We start from the raw sequence: 19,659 nt of genomic DNA on the forward strand, positions 1-19,659 counted from the left end.
AAAAAAGAGGCCGCCCTTCCCCGGTTGAATTACCCGGGAGAGGCGGCCCCTATGATTACAGGCTCAACGGAGAACCGTTATTCCGTGATGCCGGCGGCTTCGGCTTCGGCAGCCTTGGCGTCGCGCAGAGCGGCACGGATGGACATTTTCACGCGGCCCTTGTCGTCGATACCGATGCACTTGGCAGTCACCACGTCTCCCACGCTGACGACGTCTTCCGTCTTCACCGTGCGGCCTTCGGCCAGTTCGGAGATGTGAATGAGGCCATCCTTGCCGGGCAGCACTTCCATGAACGCCCCAAAGGTGGTCGTGGAAACGATCTTGCCGGTGTACAGCTCACCGATTTCAATGGTCTTGAACATGCGGGTGACCAGTTCCATGGCGCGGTCCAGGCCTTCCTGCTTGGAGGCGTAGATGTGCACGGTGCCGTCTTCCTCAATGTTGATGTCAGCACCGGATTCCGCCTGGATGGCCTTGATGTTCTTGCCGCCGGGGCCAATCAGTTCGCCAATGCGGTCGGCGGGAATCTTGGTGGATTCAATGCGGGGAGCGTTCGGGCTCATTTCCGCCGGGGCGGCAATGGCTTCATGCATCACGTTCAGTACGTCGGAACGGCCCTTCTTGGCCACATAGATGGCTTCTTCCAAAATGTCCAGCGGGATGCCGGGGAGCTTGAGGTCCAGCTGGTAGCCGGTGACGCCCGCATCCGTGCCGCAAAGCTTGAAGTCCATGTCGCCGTAGAAGTCTTCGGAACCGATGATATCCAGAAGGGTCACGTAGCGTTCCATCTGGTCGCCGTTGAATTCGGTCACCAGGCCTACGGAGATGCCGGCTACCGGACGGATCAGCGGAACCCCGGCGGCCAGCAGGGACATGGTGCCCGCGCAGACGGTGGCCATGGAGGTGGAGCCGTTGGATTCCATGACTTCCGAGGAAACGCGGATGGCATAGGGGAAGTCCGCATCCGCCGGAATGACGGGAGCGATGGAACGTTCCGCAAGGGCGCCATGGCCAATTTCACGGCGGTTCTGGCCGCCGAAACGGCCCGTATCGCCCACGGAGAAGGGCGGGAAGTTGTAGTGCAGAATGAAGCGCTTGGTGTCTTCACCGCCGGTGTAGGAGTCAAAGTACTGTCTTTCTTCCAGCGGAGCCAGCGTGGCAAGGGCCATGGCCATGGTTTCGCCGCGGGCGAAGAGGGCGGAACCGTGAACGACGGAAGGCAGGCAGTTGATTTCCGCCGTCAGGGGACGGAGTTGCTTGAGTTCGCGGCCGTCGGCACGCTTGTTCTTTTCCATGATGGAAATGCGGAAGGCCTTTTTCTGGATGTATTCAAATACCTGCTCCACGTCAAAGTCCGTGGCTTCCGGATGGCGTTCCTTGATGGCGGCTTCCACTTCGTCGCGCAGGGCGCCCACCTTTTTCTGGCGTTCAACCTTGCTGTCGGCGTAAATGGCGTCTTCAATGCGGTCTCCGGCGATTTCATAGCCGATTTCCAGAAGTTCCGGCTTGGCGACAATCAGTTCATAGGAGCGCTTGGGCTTGCCGGCCACGCGGGCCAGTTCTTCCTGCGCTTCGCAAAGCTTGGTAACGTTTTCCTGGGCAAAGCGGAGAGCCTGCACGAATTCTTCTTCCGGCAGCTCATTCGCGGAGCCTTCAATCATGATCACGTCTTTCTTGTTGCCCACGTACACCAAGTCCAGGGTGCTTTCCTTGCGCTGGGTATTGGTGGGGTTGATGACGAACTGGCCATCGATTTTACCGACGCGCACGGCGCCCACGGGGCCCTGGAAAGGAATGTCGGACACGCAGAGGGCGGCGGAAGCGCCGTTGATGCTGAGAATGTCGGAATCGTTTTCACCGTCCGCGGAGAGCAGGATGGCGATCACCTGGGTATCGTAAAGATAGCCTTTGGGGAAAAGGGGGCGCAGCGGACGGTCCGTCATGCGGCAGGTCAGGATTTCCTTTTCCGTGGGACGGCCTTCGCGCTTGAAGTAGCCGCCGGGGAACATGCCCGCCGCAGCGGCTTTTTCCTTGTATTCCACGGACAGGGGGAAGAAGGTCTGGCCTTCCTTCACCTTGGTGGCGCTGACAGCCGTGACCAGAACCACGGTGTCTCCGCAACGCACTGTCACGGCGCCGTCCGCAAGACGTGCCATTTTACCGGTTTCAATCGTAACGGGATTTGTACCAACGTTGCATTCAACTGAATGTATGCTCATTATATTATTGTCTTTCAATCACCCGCAGCCTCATCTGCTCATCCAGGCCGGCTCCGGGCGGAAAACCTGAATGACGTTAGGTACGGGCAGTGCCTCAGGAAGAACTTATTCGCGGCCCTCGCTTCCCGGAATGGAAAAAGGACTCGCGCGGCAGGACGCACATCCCATGCGGATCAAGCGTTCCATGCCAGTCTTACCGGCCTGACAGCCCGTGAAAATCCGAAAATTTCTCAAGGCATGCCCGATGAAAAACGAGCGGGAACGCAGTCCCCGAACGTCGGATGCCAGCATAGTCCCTGTCAAGGATAATGCAAGCAAATAGTTCGATAACGCGCCTTTCCGCAGTTTTCCCTCATGCGGAATCCGGCCCCCTCTGCCACCCGCCGCCCAGAGCCTTGCAGAATTTGACAATGGCATTCAAACGCATCTGCGCCGCGTCCGCCATGTCCAGCTCCCCGCTCAGCAGGTTCCGGTGCGTGTCCAGGGCGTCCATCAGCCCCAGGTACCCGGCTTCATATTGCTTGGAGGCAATGTCCCAGCTCCGGCGCAGGCAGGTTACCTCGTCCCGGGAAGCCTCATAGGCTTCCGCGCTTTTCCGGCGCTCCACCAGGGCATCCCGTATTTCCCGGAAGGCGTTCAGCACGGCCTGTTCATAGGCGGCCTGCGCAGCCGCACATTCGGCGGAGGCGGCCCGCACCGCGGCGCGCTTTCTGCCTCCATCAAACAAGGTTTGCAGGATGCCCGCGCCCATATCGTAGTTCCTGGACGGGCGCGACAGCAGGTCTTCCAGCCGGGTGCTGACCTGCCCCAGCCTGCCCGTCAGCACCAGGGAAGGGAGCCTGTCCGCACGCGCCGCCTCCTTTCCGTAAAAGGCCGCCTTCAACCGGGCTTCCAGTTCACAGATGTCCGGACGCCGTTCGATCATATCCCCCGGTATTCCTGCCGGAATGGAAGGAGGGGACGCCAGCAGATCCTCCCGGCCCCCGGAAAGGCGTCTTCCCGCCATGATCTGCCGGGGGCTGTCCCCCACCAGCACGGCCAGAGCGCTTTCCGCGCGGGACAGCTCGTTTTCCGCCAGCTTCAGCTGAGCCAGGGTTTTGGCCCGCTCCGCCTGAACGCGCCGCAAGGCAAGTTCCGGATACTGTCCCTGAACAAACCGCTTTTCATACATGGAGCACGTCTGTTCGTAAGAGGCGTGGACATGCCGGATGATGAGGCATTTTTCCTCCCACGTCCGAACATTGATGTAGGCGGAAGCCACTTCCGCGGTGAGTCTCAGATAAACGGCATCCCGCGCCGCGGCGGAGGCCAGCAGGTCCGCACGGGCCTCTTCCGTGAGGGCTCTCAGCCTTCCCCACAGGTCAACTTCGTAGGAGAGCACCCCGGACATGCCCCACAGATCCCTGGCGCGGTCCGGCAAATTGTTCATGTAGCACTCACCCTCGGACAGTTCCTGCCTTTTCCCCTCCGCCTGAAATCCGGCCTGCGGCTTCAGGGAAGCCCCCGTCTCCGCCGCCATGGCCGCGGCACGGTCCACGAGCGCGGAAGCGCGCACAAGATCGCGGTTGTATTCCACGGCTTTTTCCTCCAGCCGGTTCAGGGTTCCGTCGTGGAAGACGAACCACCAGTTTTTCCCTACGGGGGAAGACCGGGCCGTTCCGTCCGGAATGTCCATCGCGGGCCTTTCAAATGCAGCCGGGCCGCCGCATGCCGCCAGCAGAAGGGCTGCGGCCGCCGATACGGAAGCAAGGGAGATCAGAGTATTCATGAAGCTGTGTTTCGTTCCTTTCCGGATTTCAGGCAAAGCAGCGCAAAGAGGACTCCGGCGCCCCCCACGATCACGGTGCAAAGGTAAAAGGCATCCACGGAAAATATCTGGCTCTGCAAGGCTACGGCATGGTTCAGCATGGCGTTCACGGAGGCATGGATGTCCGCCGCCGTCCCTCCCGTTTCCGAAAAATGCCGCTGCCACATGTCGAGCGTCTGCACCGTACCGGGAGAGTCGTCCCGGACCTGTTCCGCCATGTCGAAACGGTATCCCGTCTTCATGTGGGCCAGCACGGTGCTCACGCTGCCGACATACATGGAAATGAAGACGTAGCGCACCGTGTTCAGCGTCCGGGAGGAGGCCGCGGCGGATTTAGCCTCCACCCCCCGCAACGCGAGCGGCGTGGCTACATTCAGGCAGAAGGCGTACCCGACACCGAGAAGGCCCAGGGGCCACGCCACGTCCAGCCAGGAGCGGCCGGCGTCCAGCCGGGACAGAAAGAAGGCGGAGGAACCCAGCCCCAGCAGTCCCGCCATCATGCCCACCCGCAGGGCCAGCCTGCCTTTCTGCATCAGCGGCAGGACGATGGCCGCACCGGCGCAGAACCCCGCCACCAGCACCAGGAATACCCATGCAATTCCCGCGGGCTCGTAGTTCATGACGTTGCGCATGAATTGCACCGTTCCCACGCGCACCCAGCAAATACAGAAGATGTTGCACAGGGAGGCCAGCAGCCCGAACAGAAACCGCCAGTTTCCCAGCACACGGACGTCCAGCAGAGGCGTCCGGTGGGTCATGCAGGAGATGGCGGCCAGCACCAAGGAACAGAATCCGCCATACATCCAGCACAGGACTCCGGGAGCCGTCCAGCCGTCCGTTTCCCCGTAAATGAGCACCATCAGGATGCACACGCACCCCGCCGCCAGCGCCAGGAAGGAGAACCAGTCAAATTTCCCGTTTTTGGGAATCTTCGTGTTGGGGACGTACAAGGTCGTCAAAACCGCCAGCAGGGCGGCCGCCGCGCCCACGATCACAAACAGCCCCTTCCAGTGCCAATACTGGACCAGCAGGCATCCAGCCACCGGGCTTGCACAGGAAGCCAGCCCGATGGAACACAGCTTCACTCCCATCGCCGGGCTGCGGCGCTCCGGCGGCAGCGCGGCATTGACCAGGCCCGTTCCGTAAACCAGGGCCAGGCCGCCTCCCGTCCCCTGAAGGAAACGGGCCAGAACCATGATGAAGAAATGGTCCGCCGCCAGTCCCGCCAGCGTCCCGGCCAGCATCAGGAGCAGTGCCGTCCGCAGCGATCTTCTCAATCCAAGGCGCGCCCACAGGTACGCCGCCACGGTGAAGGACAGGGCCGTTCCCAGCGGACACGCCGCTCCGGACCAGGAAACGTCCAGGGTACCCACGACAAAGGTGCCGGAGAGATCGGGCGTGGCGGCCGTGATGCACCCCATGTTCAGGAACGTGAGCATGGTGCAGACGCAGGCCATTCCCAGCAGCAGCCACCGCCGCCCTCCGGTCATTTCCTTTTCATCCGCATTTCCACCCATAACGTCCCTGATCAGAAACCGATGGAAACCGTGCCCTGCATGCCGGGCCTAAACACCACGCCGTCCCCGCTTTCCGGCAGGCTTACCTTGATGGGGAAGCGCTGCATGACCTTGGTGAAGTAGCCGCTGACGTTTTCCGTGGAGATGAGGGAGAACATGGCACAGGAGGCGGCGCCTATTTCATACACCTTTCCGTAAAACACCCGGCCGTCATAGCCGTCCAGCGTGAACCGCACTTCCTGCCCCGTTCTGATGCGGCCTATTTTCGTTTCCTCCACCCGGACATTGAGCCAGATGTCATGGCTGTCCACGATGGAAAAGAGTTTCTGACCGGCGCTGACCATTTCCCCGCCATTCACCAGCTTGCGGGCAATGATTCCGTCCACGGGGGACTTGATCACGCATTCCTCGCACAGCACTTCCAGTTCATCCTGTTCCGCCCTGGCCGCCTCCAGCTGGGCCTGGGCCGACCTTTTTTCCTCTTCGCGGTAGCCTTCCAGGCGAAGGGCCAGATTTTCCCGCTCCGCCTTTTCCACGGCCTGAGCCGCCAAATAGGAGGCCCGGACGGCATCGCGGTCTGCGGAGCTGATACCCGCCTGGTCACGCACCAGTTTTTCAATGCGCTCGTAATCACGCCGCGCGTGTTCCAGATTGGCGGCCGCCTGGGCGGTTTTTGCCCGCTGGGATTCGATTTCCTGAGGGCGGAATCCCGCCAGCATCTCATCATACCTGGCCTGCATGAGCTTGACCCTGGAACGCGCGGCCAGCAGGCGCGCCTGGACGGCCCGGCCGTCCAGATGGGCGAGCGTCTGTCCCTTCTTCACCGTGTCTCCTTCCTCCACCTCCACAGCAACCACCCGTTCCGCCAGCTTGGTGCCCACGGACACGATGCTCGCCTCCACGCGGCAGTCGTCCGTACTCATGGAACGGCTTTCCCGGATATGCCAGACTCCCCAGATGATGCCGCCCGCAGCCGCCAGAGCCATGCTTCCCAGGGAAACGGCCTTCAGATGCTTGCTCATGCAGTGACGGAATTGCCGGTTTGAGAGAATCCCTGGATGAACAGGTCTATGGTCAGCTTCATGGAAGCCACCTTGTCCCCCCATGATTTGCCGTCGTCATTCAGGCAGTACATGAGCATGTACCCGTGCAGCGTGTTGACGAAGGCGCGCACCATGAGGCGCACATCCCCCGCCCTGACCTTTCCCTTTTCCTGCATGGCGGTCATGTAGTCGCACAGGAAGGCGTGAAGCTCCCGCGGATCGCGCAGAAAATCCTCTCCGTTCGTGTCCACGGAATCCAGGGCGCTCAGATAGGCCCGGAACGCGTTCCTCTTGGCCTTCGTTTCCTGAAAGTAGAGCCGCACCGCCAGTTTCAGGTCATGCTCCAGATTCCAGGTCCTGCCGTTTTCAAATTCCCTTTTCAGTTCGCTGGCGTATGCCCTGTACCGGATGATTTCATCCAGCAGGGATTTTTTCGTCGCAAAGTAGCGAAATACGGTTTTTTCACAAATGCCTGCCTTTTTACCGACCTCCTGCACACTGACCCGGTGGAATCCCCGCTCGCTCATCAATTCAATGGCCGCCTCCACAATCCTCCGCAGCGTATTTTGCTGGATTCTTGTCATCTGTTCCATAGATGTCTGTCAGGCTAACAGACATTTTCAGCCAGTCAAGCCTTCCTTTCCCTCCTGGCGGAGGCAGGAAAACCCGTACACCAGGCCACAAAAAACGGCCGCCGCGAAAAACGCAACGGCCGTATCAAACGGGAATATGCTCCTCCGCTTAGCGGCGCAGTCCAAGACGCTGAATCAGGCTCTGGTATTGGGCCAGATCTTCACGCTTGACGTAGTCAAGAAGCTTGCGGCGCAGAGCCACCATTTTCAGCAGCCCGCGGCGGGAGGAAACGTCGTGCTTGTTTTCTCCCAGGTGGGCGGTCAGGTGGGCGATGCGCTTGGTCAGAAGGGCGATCTGGAAGCTGGAGCTACCGGAGTCCTTTTCGTGCATCTTGAATTCCTGCAGATTGATTTCGTTACTCATGAGTGTTTTTCTTGAATGTGTTTAGCTCGTGGCAGCGGCTAATCGACACTGTGAGGGCGTTAACTATGCACGATCGCCCTTTAAAGGCAATTCAAATTTCACGGCATCCGGGAATTTGTCTCCGCCCGGCCGTCCACGCGCCTGTTTCCGGCATAAAATTCGCGGTCTCTTTCCGCAATGGGCCGCAGAACGCGGCAGGGATTGCCCGCGGCCACCACGCCGGGGGGAATGTCCCGGGTCACCACGCTTCCGGCTCCTATCACGGAGTTCCTGCCGATGCGCACGCCAGGAGCCACCGCCACGTGGCCGCCTATCCAGACGCCGTCTTCAATGGCGATCGGCAGTGCGAATTCCAGGCATTCCTGCCTGAGGCCGGGGTCCACGGGATGGCCCGCAGTATAAATGCCTACATTCGGGCCTATCAGCACGTCGTTTCCAATTTCCACCCGGGCGCAATCCAGAATGACCAGATTGAAATTGGCGTAAACGCGGTCCCCCAGGCTGATGTTGGAACCGTAGTCGCACCTGAACGGAGGCTCCAGATAGCACCCCTCCCCAACGCTTCCCAGGAGTTCGCGGGCCGTTTCCCGGCGCAATTCATCATCCTCCGGGTCCGCACCGTTATAACGGGCCGTCAGCCTGCGGGCCCTGAGGCGCCGCGCGGCCAGTTCCGGATCGCGGGCGTCGTACAGACGCCCGGAGAGCATATTATTCAACTGGTTTGAGTCCATGGCCGGAAGAGGGGGATGCCGCCTCCGCCGGAGAAAAGGAAGGGAGAGCGGCTTCCGCCACGGACGAAGCGCCCGAAGACGCGGAAGTCTCTTCATTTTTTCCCGCGGATTGTCCCGATTTTAAAGGAACTTCCAGTCCGGGGGAAGAAGAATTCCCGCCAGTCCCGGCCACCGCGGTTCCTCCCGACTTGCCCGGAGAGGGCCTGTGCACCGTTTTGAAATGGGAGTCCGGTTTCTTCTGCAGGTCATGAACGTTCCAGCTGCCGTATTTGACAATGACGCGCGTCCCCACCGGGGCGACCTCAAAGAGATTTGCGGCAATCAGATGGGGAATGCGTATGCACCCGTGCGAGGAAGGATGGCCGGGCAGATACCCTTCATGAATGCCTACCGCCCCGTTCACCCTCATGAAGTAGGGCATTTTGGCCGGCTCAAACCTTTCGCCCGCCCTCGGGGATTCCTTTCTGATGTCGCCGTCCCGCTGGCTTCCGTCACTTGCGACAAAGGTCCCGTAATAGGAATGATGGTCCCTGTCCTTGGAGGAGATGCGGAAATAGCCGTCCGGCGTCATGCCGTGGCTTTTTCCGGAGCTGATGGGAGCATAGGCTATGCGGTGCGTGCCGCGGTAAACGTACATCATCTGCTTTTTCTTGTCCACCACGATCAGAAGCTTTCCGGGCAGGGAAGGATCATCCTCCCACTTGAGCAGATGGCCGGGGATGGTTCCCTTCCCCTCAAAATACCCGGTCAGTTCCTCCACAGGTGTGGAGGAAGCCGGAGGAAGAGGGGCATTCCGCCCGCCAGTACCGCAGGAGGTTACCAGAACCGGGATACAGAACAACAGGGCAGACAGGGAAAAACAGGGCAATTTCATCATCTCGTGCGGCAGCATCACTCCGTTAGACAACGGAACGCCGGAAAAAAGAACCGTTTTTTGACGAAACTGTCAACCATCAATCAAAAAAACGGTTCTTTTCCTTCCCTTCACCACATTTTGGCCCTCCTGTGGCGCGGCCGGACGTCTCCGGGTCCGTGAAGCAGTCCATGGGACCAGGCTTCCGCAAAAGTGCGGGCGGCGTCCGCCGTGTGGGAATGGGCGTCATGCACGGGACTTTCCGCCAGGGAGCCGCCCGTTCCGGGCAGTCTGGACCGGTACAATTCCAGATGCTCCACACCTCCCGGCTCCTCCTCCCCGCGCAGATTGCGCGCCCGCTCCTGGGTGCGGGCATGGAAGAAACTGCGCTCCAGCAGTTCCCGGAACGTGTTGATGCCGCGCCATACATCCGTTGTCCGGGGCACCACGCGCACGTTGGCCAGCCCCAGCCTCGCCATGTTTTCCACGTAGGAAACACCGTGGGCGTCCCGGCGTGCGGCGTCATGGGGCAGCAGGTGGGCTGTTGCCGTCAGGCCGTATTCCTTTTCCCATTCCTTTATTTTTTCCGCATAGTGGGCCAGGGGCTGCTGGTTGGCGGCGTAATGGTCCAGCCAGTGGATGCTGTCCCCCATGACCTGGACCAGCCAGATAGCCGTATGGTCGCTCAGGCCCAAGTCCCACGCCGTGAATGTGGGAGCCTCCGGATCCGCCGGGAATTCCATCCCCACGCGTCCCCGCTCCCGCAGGGCCATGATGCGGCTGCCGTAAATGCTTCCCTCCTCGCCGATGGAGAATGCCTCCTGGGGAGTTCCCGGATATTCCTGCTTCATGGCCGCGCCCATCACGCGCGCCATGCGGGCATACCACCGCTTCTGCCCCGCGTCCAGCTTCACGCCCGTTTCCCGCTCCAGGGAAAGGAAGTAGGCATCCAGTTCCCTGCTCCACCTGCCGCGCCCCGGCAGGGAGTATTCTTCCTGGTCAAACCAGCTGAAGAAGAAGAACCGGAAGTCCAGCGGGGACAGCTCGCTCTTGCCCATGTTTTCCATGGCCTGCCGCGTCAGTTCGTAGTTCACGCCATAGCGGCCGCCTTCATGGGTGCTTTCCTTCAGGATAAAACCGCCGGGCGGCACGGTATTGATGGCTCCGGAACGGATTTCCCGCGCCCGCCACGGGGCATGCACGGAGACATGCGCCAGCTCGGAAACATGCAGGAACTGCATCGTGCCGCCGCGCAGGTTGGTGCCCACCCGGACATCGCTGCCGTTGGAGAAAGCCAGCCGGGTGAGAGCCGCCGTACAGGGACGCCATTCCCCCTTTTTTTCCACGCCGGACATGCGCTTGATTCTTTCCCCCAGGCGCGCCAGCGCTACATCCATGGCGGAGGGTTCCGGCGGCAGGTAGTCCAAGTGGTCCCACGCGAAGTGGAGCTTGGCCAGCTTTGCCTGGGCGTCAGGCAGGCTTTTATCAATAATGCCGCAGTGGAAGTTGGAACGGAACAGGCTCATGTCCAGCATCAGGAGGGCCACATACGTGGAGATGCCGAGCTGGCGCGCCTTCAGAATGTCGTTCCGATACCACAGCCCTTCATGCAACCGCCTCTGGGCCTTGTTCATGGAGAAGCGCTGGAGCTGGCCCGCCTTGTTTTCTATCCAGTACAGGTGTTCCAGCCGCCAGAGCTGGCTGGACAGAACAGACTGCCACGGCAGACTCCACGATTCCGTCAAATGTTCATGGTTTTTCATATTCCTGCATCAATTCCTTCAATAACACGCCCTCCCGCGTCATCGCCCTCAGGGCATCCGTTCCCCTGTCCAGCGGCAGCCGGAATGCCAGGGGATCATTCAGCACATGGGAAACGAAGCGCAGCCCCTGCACCATCACGGGATGGAACAGGTCCAGCCTGCCGCGCAGATAGTCTTCCCTCACGCCCTGTTCCTCATACAGCCTGATTACGTCTTCCATGAAGCATCCCACGGCCTGGTCCGCATTCCACCAGTACCGTTCCTGTGCGGCGGCATCACCGAAGGTCTCCAGAATCCTGCCCAGGAAACGGCCGCGGCTTTCCCGCGCCACGGCGGCGGAAGGTTCTTCACCCGCCCCCGTAAAGCATTCCAGAGGAATGTAGGATTCCCGTTCAGAGACGGCGGGGCGGCCGTTCCCGTCCAGATAGACTCCGTTCCAGGCATGCACCACGTACGGCGCACGCGCCTCCTTCATGGGGCTTTCCGGAACGCCCGGCATCAGGCGGACGGTATGCCCCGGATCATCCGGATCACGGTAAAGAACACAGGTGGCGTACATCGCATGCGCCTCTTCCGGGTCAGGCAGGAAGGGGAGCATGCCTCCACGTACTTCCTGCTGCCTCCGGTCCAGCATGTCAATCAGCACCGCCGCTTCATCCAGCGGCACCTCCCGCGTCCATGCGGACGTCACTCCCTCCGGAGCCGCTTCCGAATCCACGCGGTATTTCCTTCCCTGCCAGACGATGCCGGATTCCGCCGCTTCCGGACGGCCGGCAAAGTCACGCCTCACTGTCTCCAGCGTCTCTACCGCCCTGGCCACATCCGGACGACCGCGCCAGGCGGCGGGGGCGGAAACGCCGCGCCGTACGGAAAAGTCATCCTCCACGTAGGAGGGAGCCTCCAGAACCGGAGTGGGCAGAGAATCGTTCACCGTCCGCGGAAAGGCGTTTTTCGCGCCTCTGAACGGTTTGCGCACCAAATGCAGGTACAGGCCGGGACGGTCCGGGTCCGGCCGCCATGAGTTCAAATCCGGGAATTCCCGCAAGACGCCGGCCAGTTCCGCCATGCGCGCCGCCGCCAGACGCTCCGCCCGGCGGAGGGAACCGCCTTCATAACCATCCAGGGAAGCCAGAGCCCTTTCCAGGTCCGTCCGCACATGGACGGGCACGGAGGACAGAACATGTCCCGCCATCAAACTGTGAGCGTACCGCTCCATCATCGGAAGGCGGACTTCCTCACCCCCGTTCCCGCTCCAGGCACGTTCCGCCCGTATCCGCCCGTTCATTCCCACGGTTTCCCGCAGCATATCCAAAAATCCGGTATCCGCACCCTTTCCATCTTTCAGCATCCTGTTCAATGCAGCCGCGCGGCGGCTCAGTTCCGCGAGGGGCTGCGGGGCCCTTTCCGGACTGGCCGCGCCGTAACGCGCCCATGCGGCCACCGTTTCCGGCACGGCTTCATGGTCCAGACTGGCAAAGAAATATTCCTTGGAAAGCTGGGACAGCTCCTCGATCAGCTCCGTTTCTCCGGGGAACGTCTTGCGGCGCGGGACACGGCCCATGCGCTTGAGCATTTCCCAGGCCGCTTCCGGGGAAAGCTGTTCCGTACGCATCAGACGGTCCCAGACGACTTCCGCCTTATCCTCAATCAGGGCCAGGGGATTGGCCGTGTTATGCAGGCGCAGGCGGTGCATGACCAAACCCTTGGCAGTGGGCACGGGCTGGTTGTCCGCATCCACGCCCAGCCTTTGCACGCCGCCCACGTATTTGCCGTGGATGTCCATGCGCTCCCGCAGGGCGTCAGGGCTCATCAACTTTTCCGCGGCCACTCGGCCTGCGCCCGTCACTTCCAGCAGGTCTCCGGACCCGGAGGCTCCGCGGAAGCCGTAGCCCGCCCTCAGCATGTCGGAGACAGCCAGGGCCGTCAGACCGTCATACAGGTAGGGGAGACGCTCGCCGCGCGCATTTTCCAGACCGCCGGACAGCCTCAAATGCGTGGGGTCCCATTCCGGATGTCCGTTGACGGCATGCCACCGCCACCCGCGGATCAAATCCTTCTTGGCAACGCAGGCCGGGGAAAACATCATGGAGACATTCGCCATCAGGTCCGCCGCGGCTCCCTCCCGCGAGGAATGCCACGCCGACCATGTTCCCGAGGGATAGCGAACTCTCCACAATCCGTTCCCGCGGACGCCCGAGGACTGGAACAGGCTGGGCGTCAGGCAGGACAGGTTTTCCACGGCCTTGTCCGTACCGGGATAGATACGGGGGGCAGGCTCTTCCGGCCCGGCGGACAGCCGGTCCGCATCCAGCACGGAGGCAAATTCCGCCGTCCGTCCGGGAGAAGTTTCCAGATAGCGGGACAGCAGGCGGGAGTAACTTTCCACCGGCGTATAGCCGCGCCCCACGCAGACATCAAAGTCCGCCATGTTCGGCAGCACGTGGAACAGGCTGTTCACGTCCGCCTGGGCTCCCCATACGCAGCGGTTCATCTCCTGCAATTCGGGGCTGACGGACTGGCGCTCCCTGTCTCCCAGCCGGGACATCATCGCACTCATCCGGGACAGGGAGGAGACGAGCCCCTCCGGAGTGGAGGAATTCTCCAGCAGCTCCGGAGCGTTCAGCAGGGAGCTCCCCTCCTCCAGCCAGAGGCGCGCTCTGCCAGAACTGTATTCATCCCGGCAAAAGGACTGCCACAGCCTTCCGGCCACGTGGCCGGCTACTTCCTCCTGGGAAGCGCCGTGCACGCGCTCCATGACGCCCTCATATACATTCGCACGGGCTCTTCCGTCCATTTCCCGCGTCACGGCGTCCCAGTCCTGCCGGGAAAACTTCACCGCGGCGCCCGCTTCCTCCGGATAAGCCAGCAGAAGCATTTTGTAAGGACGGGCGGCGCCCTGTTTCAGCCTTTCCGCCACAAAGGAGCGGCGCACGTCTTCCGCCCGCATGTCGTAATCCGTCTCATTGCGCAGACGCCACGGAATTTCCAGGCCGTTCCTGTTGCGGATCAGGCCCAGGTCCTCCGCCTCCTTTCGGCACAGGAATTCATACCAGGAGGAAAGGGCCTCCTCCGCGGAAGACTTTCCGGAAACGCGCTTGAGCGGAGAGCCCGGGGCGGGGTCCATGCCGTACGCCGTCCTTCCCTCCGCGTCCAGCGATTCTCCCACGCGAGGCAGCCCGGCGCGGAGCAGCCACCGGGAACGCACTTCCGCATGGTCCGGATGCAGGGAAAGCTTCCTCAACGCTTCCGCGGATTCCGGAAAGTCAGCCATGCTCCACGGTTTGGAACGCACGGGGGAAGGCAGCTCCAGAAAATCCCGCACCTCCCGTTCCGTCCTTAAAAACGGTTCTCCGCCCTCGCCGAGGGCGCGGGACCATTCCAACGCCTTCCCGGAAATATACAGGGAGCCCCATAGCGGGGAATTGCGCAGGGATTCCTGCAAGAGATCCCCGGCCCGGTACACGTCCTTTTCCCGCAGAATGCGGGCCGCCTCATCGTCCGGAATGCCGAACACCTTGAGAGGAGTCCCATCCCCCAGAAGGGAGGACGGATGTCGGAAGTGATGCAGGGCCGCCTTTCCCGCCCCAATCAGCAGGAAAGGCATCATCATGCCGGCCTCCCTCAACTGGTCTTCCGGGGAAAGCTGCCTCTGCTTCCACCCTTCCCAGTCCACGCCGGATTCCTTTCCGGTGGCCAGGCCGACCCCTTCCTGAGCCAGCATGGGGGTCAGTTCCATCAGCTTGTTCTCCGCGGCCATCTTCACGGCATCCGCGGCAAGGGCGCCCGTTCCGGAAAGAACCGCTCCGGCGGCGGCCCCGGCACCTCCCGCGGCACGCATGGACTGGAAGGAGCGCATGCCCTGCCCCAGCATTTTCTGGCCCAGCTTCGTCATTCCGAAGGAAAGGAGGGTGTTTGCTCCACCGGACAGAACGGCCCCGTCCATCTGGGCGTCAAAGTCGCCGTCCGGATTCATGCGCCGCGCATCCGCCATATGCCGCCCCGTTTCCCCGGCCATCAGCACGCCAAGCCCCGCGGGTCCGGCAAACGCCAGCGCCGTGGATGCGCCCTGCTGGGCCATGTCCACCATCATTTCACGGAACCATGGCGCATCCTTGCCCCCGCGCAGAGGGGCGAATTCCAACCGCGCAAAATTCCTCAGCTCTTCAAAACTCCGGGAATACCGGTCCAGGGCCTCCTTCGTTTTTCCGTCCGGCATGACCCAGGCCGCACCGTTAACGGCAAACTGGCCAACATTTTCCGCCGTCTCCGCAGTCCCGCGTTTCAGCGCGGACTCCAGAGCCGTCCTGAAACCGGGCCGGGAACGCATGTACGGAGCCATCATGCGAAACACCTTCTGCCGATCGTCGCCGCCCAGCCCCGCCAGACAATCCACGGCGCGCACGACGTCCGGAATGCCTTTCACCGGATTCCAATTCACCTGCACGGCAGGGAAACCGCCTTCTGGCGGCGCTTCATTGGCCACCAGGCCTTCCAGCCCCTTCCGTATCATGTCTGCGGCTTCCGACAGGCGGTTCCGGTCATCCAGCGCGTCGGAGACGGCCCTGCTCCTCATCTTCTCCGCCACGGACCGCAAATCCTCCGGCCAGCGGGAAACGGCCTCCAGTCGCCGTTCGTCCGGCTCTTCCGAAGTCCCCGCCAGGACCCGGTCATAAGCCTCCTGGTACAGTTCAAACAGCGTTTCCCGCTGGGAAAGGCGCACCTGGTTGTGCTGGGAGACCGCCACGAACAACTCGTTGTCAGACTTTCCGGAAGCCCCGTACTGGCGCGCCACCTGTTCCCGTATCCGCCCCCACTCCTTCCGGATGCGTTCGCGCGGAATCCCTCCGGTGTCCGCCACCCAGGACTGCATCACGCAGGCGGCCACCCGCTCGCCATCCGCCATGCCGGGGGAGTACATGGCCTCCGCCTCACGCCGCACCTCCCGGGGGATGGTTGCCACATCCCCCGTCAGCACACTGTTCCAGTACTCTTCCCGCTCCGCCGCCTCGCGTCCCGCATCCTCCACAATTGAGGCAGGCGCGGCCTGTGCCGGAACCGCCTCCGTCTTCATGGTTTCCTCCGCCAGAGCCTCTTCCTGCAGGAGCGAGCTGCCCTGCCCTTCTTCCCATTCCGCCTTCATATTACTGTTTCTCCTTCCTGTTTTTCATGTCCCGGAAGCCGACCCATCCGGCATCCTGCATCCGGTTTTCCTCTTCAAAAACCCGCTCCATTTCCGCGGCGGCATTCGCCGGATTCTTCTTCACGGCATCCAGCAGGGCCCACTGCACCCGCTTCCATTCCTCCACGGCCCGCGCATCCGTCACCGGTCCCCAGGCCCCGTTCCGGAACATGGAGGACAAGCGGCGGGAAGCCGCCCGGCGCACCTCCTGCGGCACCAGCTTCATCGCCTCCCGCCTCTCGGCCAGCATCTTCACCTGTCCGGAGGGAAGTCCGGAAGTGGCCACCTCAATCACGGCGTCCGTATCCCCTTCACCGCCGCAGTCCTCGTCAATCAGGCGGGTCATCCGGCACAGCAGCCCCTCGTCCGCCGGGAAGCTGATGCCGGAAAGCTCCGCCTCCCGCATGCGGTCGCGGGCATCCGCATAACGCCTCAACTGGCCGGAACTGACCAGGCCGTATTTCTCCGCATTCGCCAGCCCTTCGTCGCGCAGCATGCCGCCGCCGGCCACGGTACGGAAAATGGAATCCGCATACCGCCGCTTCAATTCCCCGTAGGCCGCTTCAGCTTCCCGGGCCACCTTCCTTTCCATTTCATTCAGGGAGGCTCCCTCCTGTTCCGCCCGGACGACGGGCAGAGCGGCAGCCGGGTCCCGGCGTACCTCTTCCACGGCCCGGTTCAGAGCAACCCGGTCGCGCGCGTCCTCCGCCATGCGCCCGGCTTCCTCACTGGTCACAAACACGCCCGTCCCCTCTTCAATCCTGCGTTCCGCCAGTCCGGCATCCCCCTGCTCCACAGCGGACTCCACGCTTCCGGTCCAGGAACGGCGCGCCTGCTCCACCTGGCCAAGACGGGACATCTTTTCCAGGTAAATGCTTCCGGCGGCGGCCAGATTTTCCCGCGCCGCCTCCACACGCCCCTTCACCCGGCCGGACATTTTTTCCGGCAGGTAGGAAGGCAACCTGTCCGCCAGAGCCTTCTTCCACCTGGCTTGCAAATCGTCCGCGGTGCCAGCGGAATCCAGCTCCCGCATCACATCCTGTTCAAAGCGGTAGAGGCCGTCCCGGGCCTCGGCCCATTGTCCGGCGTCCCTCACCTCCTGCATCCCGGCCAGCATGTTCCCTGCCGTTCCCGCTAAATCCGCCACCCCGGCGGACAGGCGGCGAACGCCTGCGGCCTGGGCTTCCAGCGCATCCAGCGGGATCATTCCGGACAGATCCGGCCCCATGCGCGACATTCCAAAATCCTGTATTCGTATAGCCATGTTCTAATGGCTTTCAAGCTAGGGAGCGGACGGAACACCGGTCATCCATTCCAAACCGTCACTGTCTCCCTTACTTGCCTCTTGCCAAAACGGAGGCATTCCAACACAATCCCCTGCATGCCCCGCATCCGTTTCATCACCGCCTACGACGGCCGCCCCTACCTGGGCTGGCAAAGCCAGCCGGGAGGCCGCACCGTGCAGGACAAGCTGGAACGTGCCTTTTCAACCCTTTTCGGGGAAGCCGTCCGCATCCACGGGTCCGGCAGGACGGACGCCGGAGTGCACGCCCTGGGACAGGTCTTCCACGTGGATGCGCCGGACACCCACCGCATTCCCGCAGACAAATGGCCTGCTGCCATCAATACCCGCCTGCCCAGCACCATCCGGGTCATCCATGCGGAGTACACGGGCCCCGGCTTTCACGCCCGCTTCAGCGCCACGGGGAAAACGTACCGCTACTGCATTTCCAGCGAACCCATCCTGAACCCGTTTGACGCGGGCCTGGCCTGGCACCGTCCGCTGGCCTGGAGCCTGGACGCCCTGACGGAAGCCGCCGGGCTCTTTCTGGGGGAACACGACTTTACGGCCTTTGCCGCCCTGAGGGGCAACGAGCCCCGCCCCATCCCGGAAGACTACTTCCGGCGCACCATTACCCGTGCGGACGTGAGGCGGGAAGGGAACCACACCTTCATCACATTCACGGGCACGGGCTTCCTTTATAAAATGGTGCGCCTCATGGCGGGCGCGGCCCATGAGGCGGCACGCGGGAAAATCACACTGGAGGAATTAAACCGCCTCATCCGTTCCCCGCGCCCGGATGACAAAAGCCCGTTCTGCGCGCCGCCGGACGGCCTTACCCTGATGCAGGTGCATTACCCGGATTCCGTCCCGGAAAACAGGCCGGAGCAATAAAAAACGGCCTCCGGGGGTTACTTTTCCGCCATTCCCCGCGGAACGCCGTACAGCCCTTCCCTTCTGATGAAGCTTTCCACTTCCGGATTCAAATGAGGCACGGGGCATACGCCCGCGCGCAGGGCTTCCCGGATGCCGGTGGAAGATGCTGGTTCATCCCCTTCAATAAAAACGGCCCGAACTCCCTCCCTGGGATCCGGCGCGCCGCCCCGGTGGTACACGATGAACGTCGCCATGTTAGCCAGATGCCTCCAGCGGCCCCATTTCTCCAGGGAATCCCACTGGTCCTTGCCCATCAGCCAGAACAATTCCGCTCCCGGATGGCAGGCAGCCACGCTTTCCGCCACCCGCCATGACCAGGAAGGCGGGGGCAAATTCAAGTCCGTACGGTCCAATACGGCCCAGTCCAGCCCTTTCAGGGCCAGTTCAATCATCCGGCAGCGCCGGGCATCCGAAACGGAAGGGGCCTGTTCCTTCAGCGGGGAAAGGGAACAGGGCATGAACAGTACGCGATCCAGGCCACAGCACTCCCTGGCACGCGAAGCCACGCGCACATGGCCTTCGTGCACGGGATCAAACGAACCGCCGAAAATGCACAACTTCACTGTCCGTCACCTCCATGAGGCCAGGAAATCAGAGCCCCTCCGTACCTTTATAGGGGAGGAACCCCCCGATGGGAACGCGCACCATCCTCTTTTCCAAAGGCAGGCGCCGGAACCGGTTGATAAAATCCGTCAGGCGCCCGTAATTGCGTTCCGTCTTGGGAATCCCCTGATGACCGCAGTTTACGTCCGGATTGTAATGCAGCTCCACATGAAGATGGGCAGGGTACATGCCGCGGTTCGTGCCGATGGTGCCCACCTGGGTGCCGCGCAGCACCAGTTGGCCCAGCACTACGTTGATGTCATTCAAATGGGAATAAAGCGTCTGGCAGCAGAGGACCTTGCCGGACTTGGGCTCCCGGAAGGCATGGCGGACAATTACCACCTTTCCCCAGGCGCCCCGTGCGTCTGCCGCATACGTGACCACACCGTGGCCCACGGAATAAACGGGGTCTCCCAAGTCGGTATTGCCTCCGCCGTTGCCGTTCCAGTCCTCGCCCATGTGACGGGGGCTTTTCAGGCGCAGGCCGCGGGAACGGTAATAGCCCTTGCCGTCCGGCTTGCCCACCGGAAAATCAAAGCCGTCGCACAGGGGGACGAGCGCAAACTTACTGTCCCGCTTGGCCATGTAAACGGGCGCGCTCTCGCTGATGAAGGCCGTTCCGGTCAGAAAGAACAGGGCCAGCAATAAAAAACGGAAGTAGAACATAGGGGGAAAAGTTTCCATATGCTAGACAGCGCGCATGTCCGTATCAAGCGGAATTCTCTGTATG

General features: G+C 62.0%; 14 protein-coding genes. 1 reads left to right on the top strand and 13 read right to left on the bottom strand.

Features of this window, described 5'->3' with window-relative positions; translation table 11 throughout:
- Positions 1-77: 77 nt before the first annotated feature.
- The 11 genes from V3C20_RS02370 to V3C20_RS02420 all read right to left on the bottom strand — a co-directional run bounded on the left by V3C20_RS02370 (position 78) and on the right by V3C20_RS02420 (position 17,372).
- Entirely contained in the window at positions 78-2,219 is a 2,142-nt protein-coding gene (locus V3C20_RS02370) for a polyribonucleotide nucleotidyltransferase (protein WP_067573851.1), read from the bottom strand.
- 352 nt (positions 2,220-2,571) lie between these two features.
- Positions 2,572-3,987: an efflux transporter outer membrane subunit gene (locus tag V3C20_RS02375; protein ID WP_130083904.1), complete on the bottom strand. Its 1,416-nt coding sequence runs from the start codon at positions 3,985-3,987 to the stop codon at positions 2,572-2,574.
- Entirely contained in the window at positions 3,984-5,543 is a 1,560-nt protein-coding gene (locus V3C20_RS02380; protein ID WP_130083905.1) for an MFS transporter, read from the bottom strand. The genes V3C20_RS02375 and V3C20_RS02380 overlap by 4 nt, the downstream gene beginning before the upstream one ends.
- 11 nt (positions 5,544-5,554) lie before the next feature.
- On the bottom strand, positions 5,555-6,565 hold the full coding sequence (locus tag V3C20_RS02385; protein WP_161981297.1) for an HlyD family secretion protein: 1,011 nt from the start codon (positions 6,563-6,565) through the stop codon (positions 5,555-5,557).
- Positions 6,562-7,179, bottom strand: coding sequence for a TetR/AcrR family transcriptional regulator (locus V3C20_RS02390; RefSeq protein WP_130083907.1), 618 nt, complete (start codon positions 7,177-7,179; stop codon positions 6,562-6,564). Before V3C20_RS02390 ends, V3C20_RS02385 begins: the two co-directional genes overlap by 4 nt.
- A gap of 148 nt (positions 7,180-7,327) precedes the next feature.
- Complete coding sequence (rpsO, locus tag V3C20_RS02395) at positions 7,328-7,582, bottom strand: 30S ribosomal protein S15 (protein ID WP_067573867.1); 255 nt, start codon at positions 7,580-7,582, stop codon at positions 7,328-7,330.
- Positions 7,583-7,680: 98 nt separating this feature from the next.
- Positions 7,681-8,313: a sugar O-acetyltransferase gene (locus tag V3C20_RS02400; RefSeq protein WP_202975660.1), complete on the bottom strand. Its 633-nt coding sequence runs from the start codon at positions 8,311-8,313 to the stop codon at positions 7,681-7,683.
- Complete coding sequence (locus tag V3C20_RS02405) at positions 8,291-9,190, bottom strand: L,D-transpeptidase family protein (protein ID WP_161981298.1); 900 nt, start codon at positions 9,188-9,190, stop codon at positions 8,291-8,293. The genes V3C20_RS02400 and V3C20_RS02405 overlap by 23 nt, the downstream gene beginning before the upstream one ends.
- 107 nt (positions 9,191-9,297) lie before the next feature.
- Positions 9,298-10,929: a hypothetical protein gene (locus V3C20_RS02410; RefSeq protein ID WP_130083909.1), complete on the bottom strand. Its 1,632-nt coding sequence runs from the start codon at positions 10,927-10,929 to the stop codon at positions 9,298-9,300.
- Entirely contained in the window at positions 10,916-16,069 is a 5,154-nt protein-coding gene (locus V3C20_RS02415; protein ID WP_130083910.1) for a hypothetical protein, read from the bottom strand. Before V3C20_RS02415 ends, V3C20_RS02410 begins: the two co-directional genes overlap by 14 nt.
- A 1-nt stretch (position 16,070) precedes the next feature.
- Positions 16,071-17,372, bottom strand: coding sequence for a hypothetical protein (locus V3C20_RS02420; RefSeq protein ID WP_130083911.1), 1,302 nt, complete (start codon positions 17,370-17,372; stop codon positions 16,071-16,073).
- A 117-nt stretch (positions 17,373-17,489) separates the two neighbouring features.
- On the opposite strand from V3C20_RS02420, the gene truA reads away from it, so the two are divergent.
- Positions 17,490-18,284: a tRNA pseudouridine(38-40) synthase TruA gene (truA, locus tag V3C20_RS02425; protein ID WP_130083912.1), complete on the top strand. Its 795-nt coding sequence runs from the start codon at positions 17,490-17,492 to the stop codon at positions 18,282-18,284.
- A gap of 17 nt (positions 18,285-18,301) precedes the next feature.
- Here the strand turns inward: truA and nadD are convergent, their stop codons facing one another.
- Both nadD and V3C20_RS02435 read right to left on the bottom strand, forming a co-directional pair.
- Entirely contained in the window at positions 18,302-18,889 is a 588-nt protein-coding gene (nadD, locus tag V3C20_RS02430; protein ID WP_130083913.1) for a nicotinate (nicotinamide) nucleotide adenylyltransferase, read from the bottom strand.
- Positions 18,890-18,917: 28 nt separating this feature from the next.
- The gene (locus tag V3C20_RS02435; protein ID WP_067573881.1) at positions 18,918-19,595 is read right to left on the bottom strand and encodes a M23 family metallopeptidase; all 678 of its coding nucleotides are present in this window, start codon (positions 19,593-19,595) and stop codon (positions 18,918-18,920) included.
- Positions 19,596-19,659: the final 64 nt, after the last annotated feature.

The organism is Akkermansia sp. RCC_12PD, assembly GCF_036417355.1.
Taxonomy (GTDB): Bacteria; Verrucomicrobiota; Verrucomicrobiia; order Verrucomicrobiales; family Akkermansiaceae; genus Akkermansia.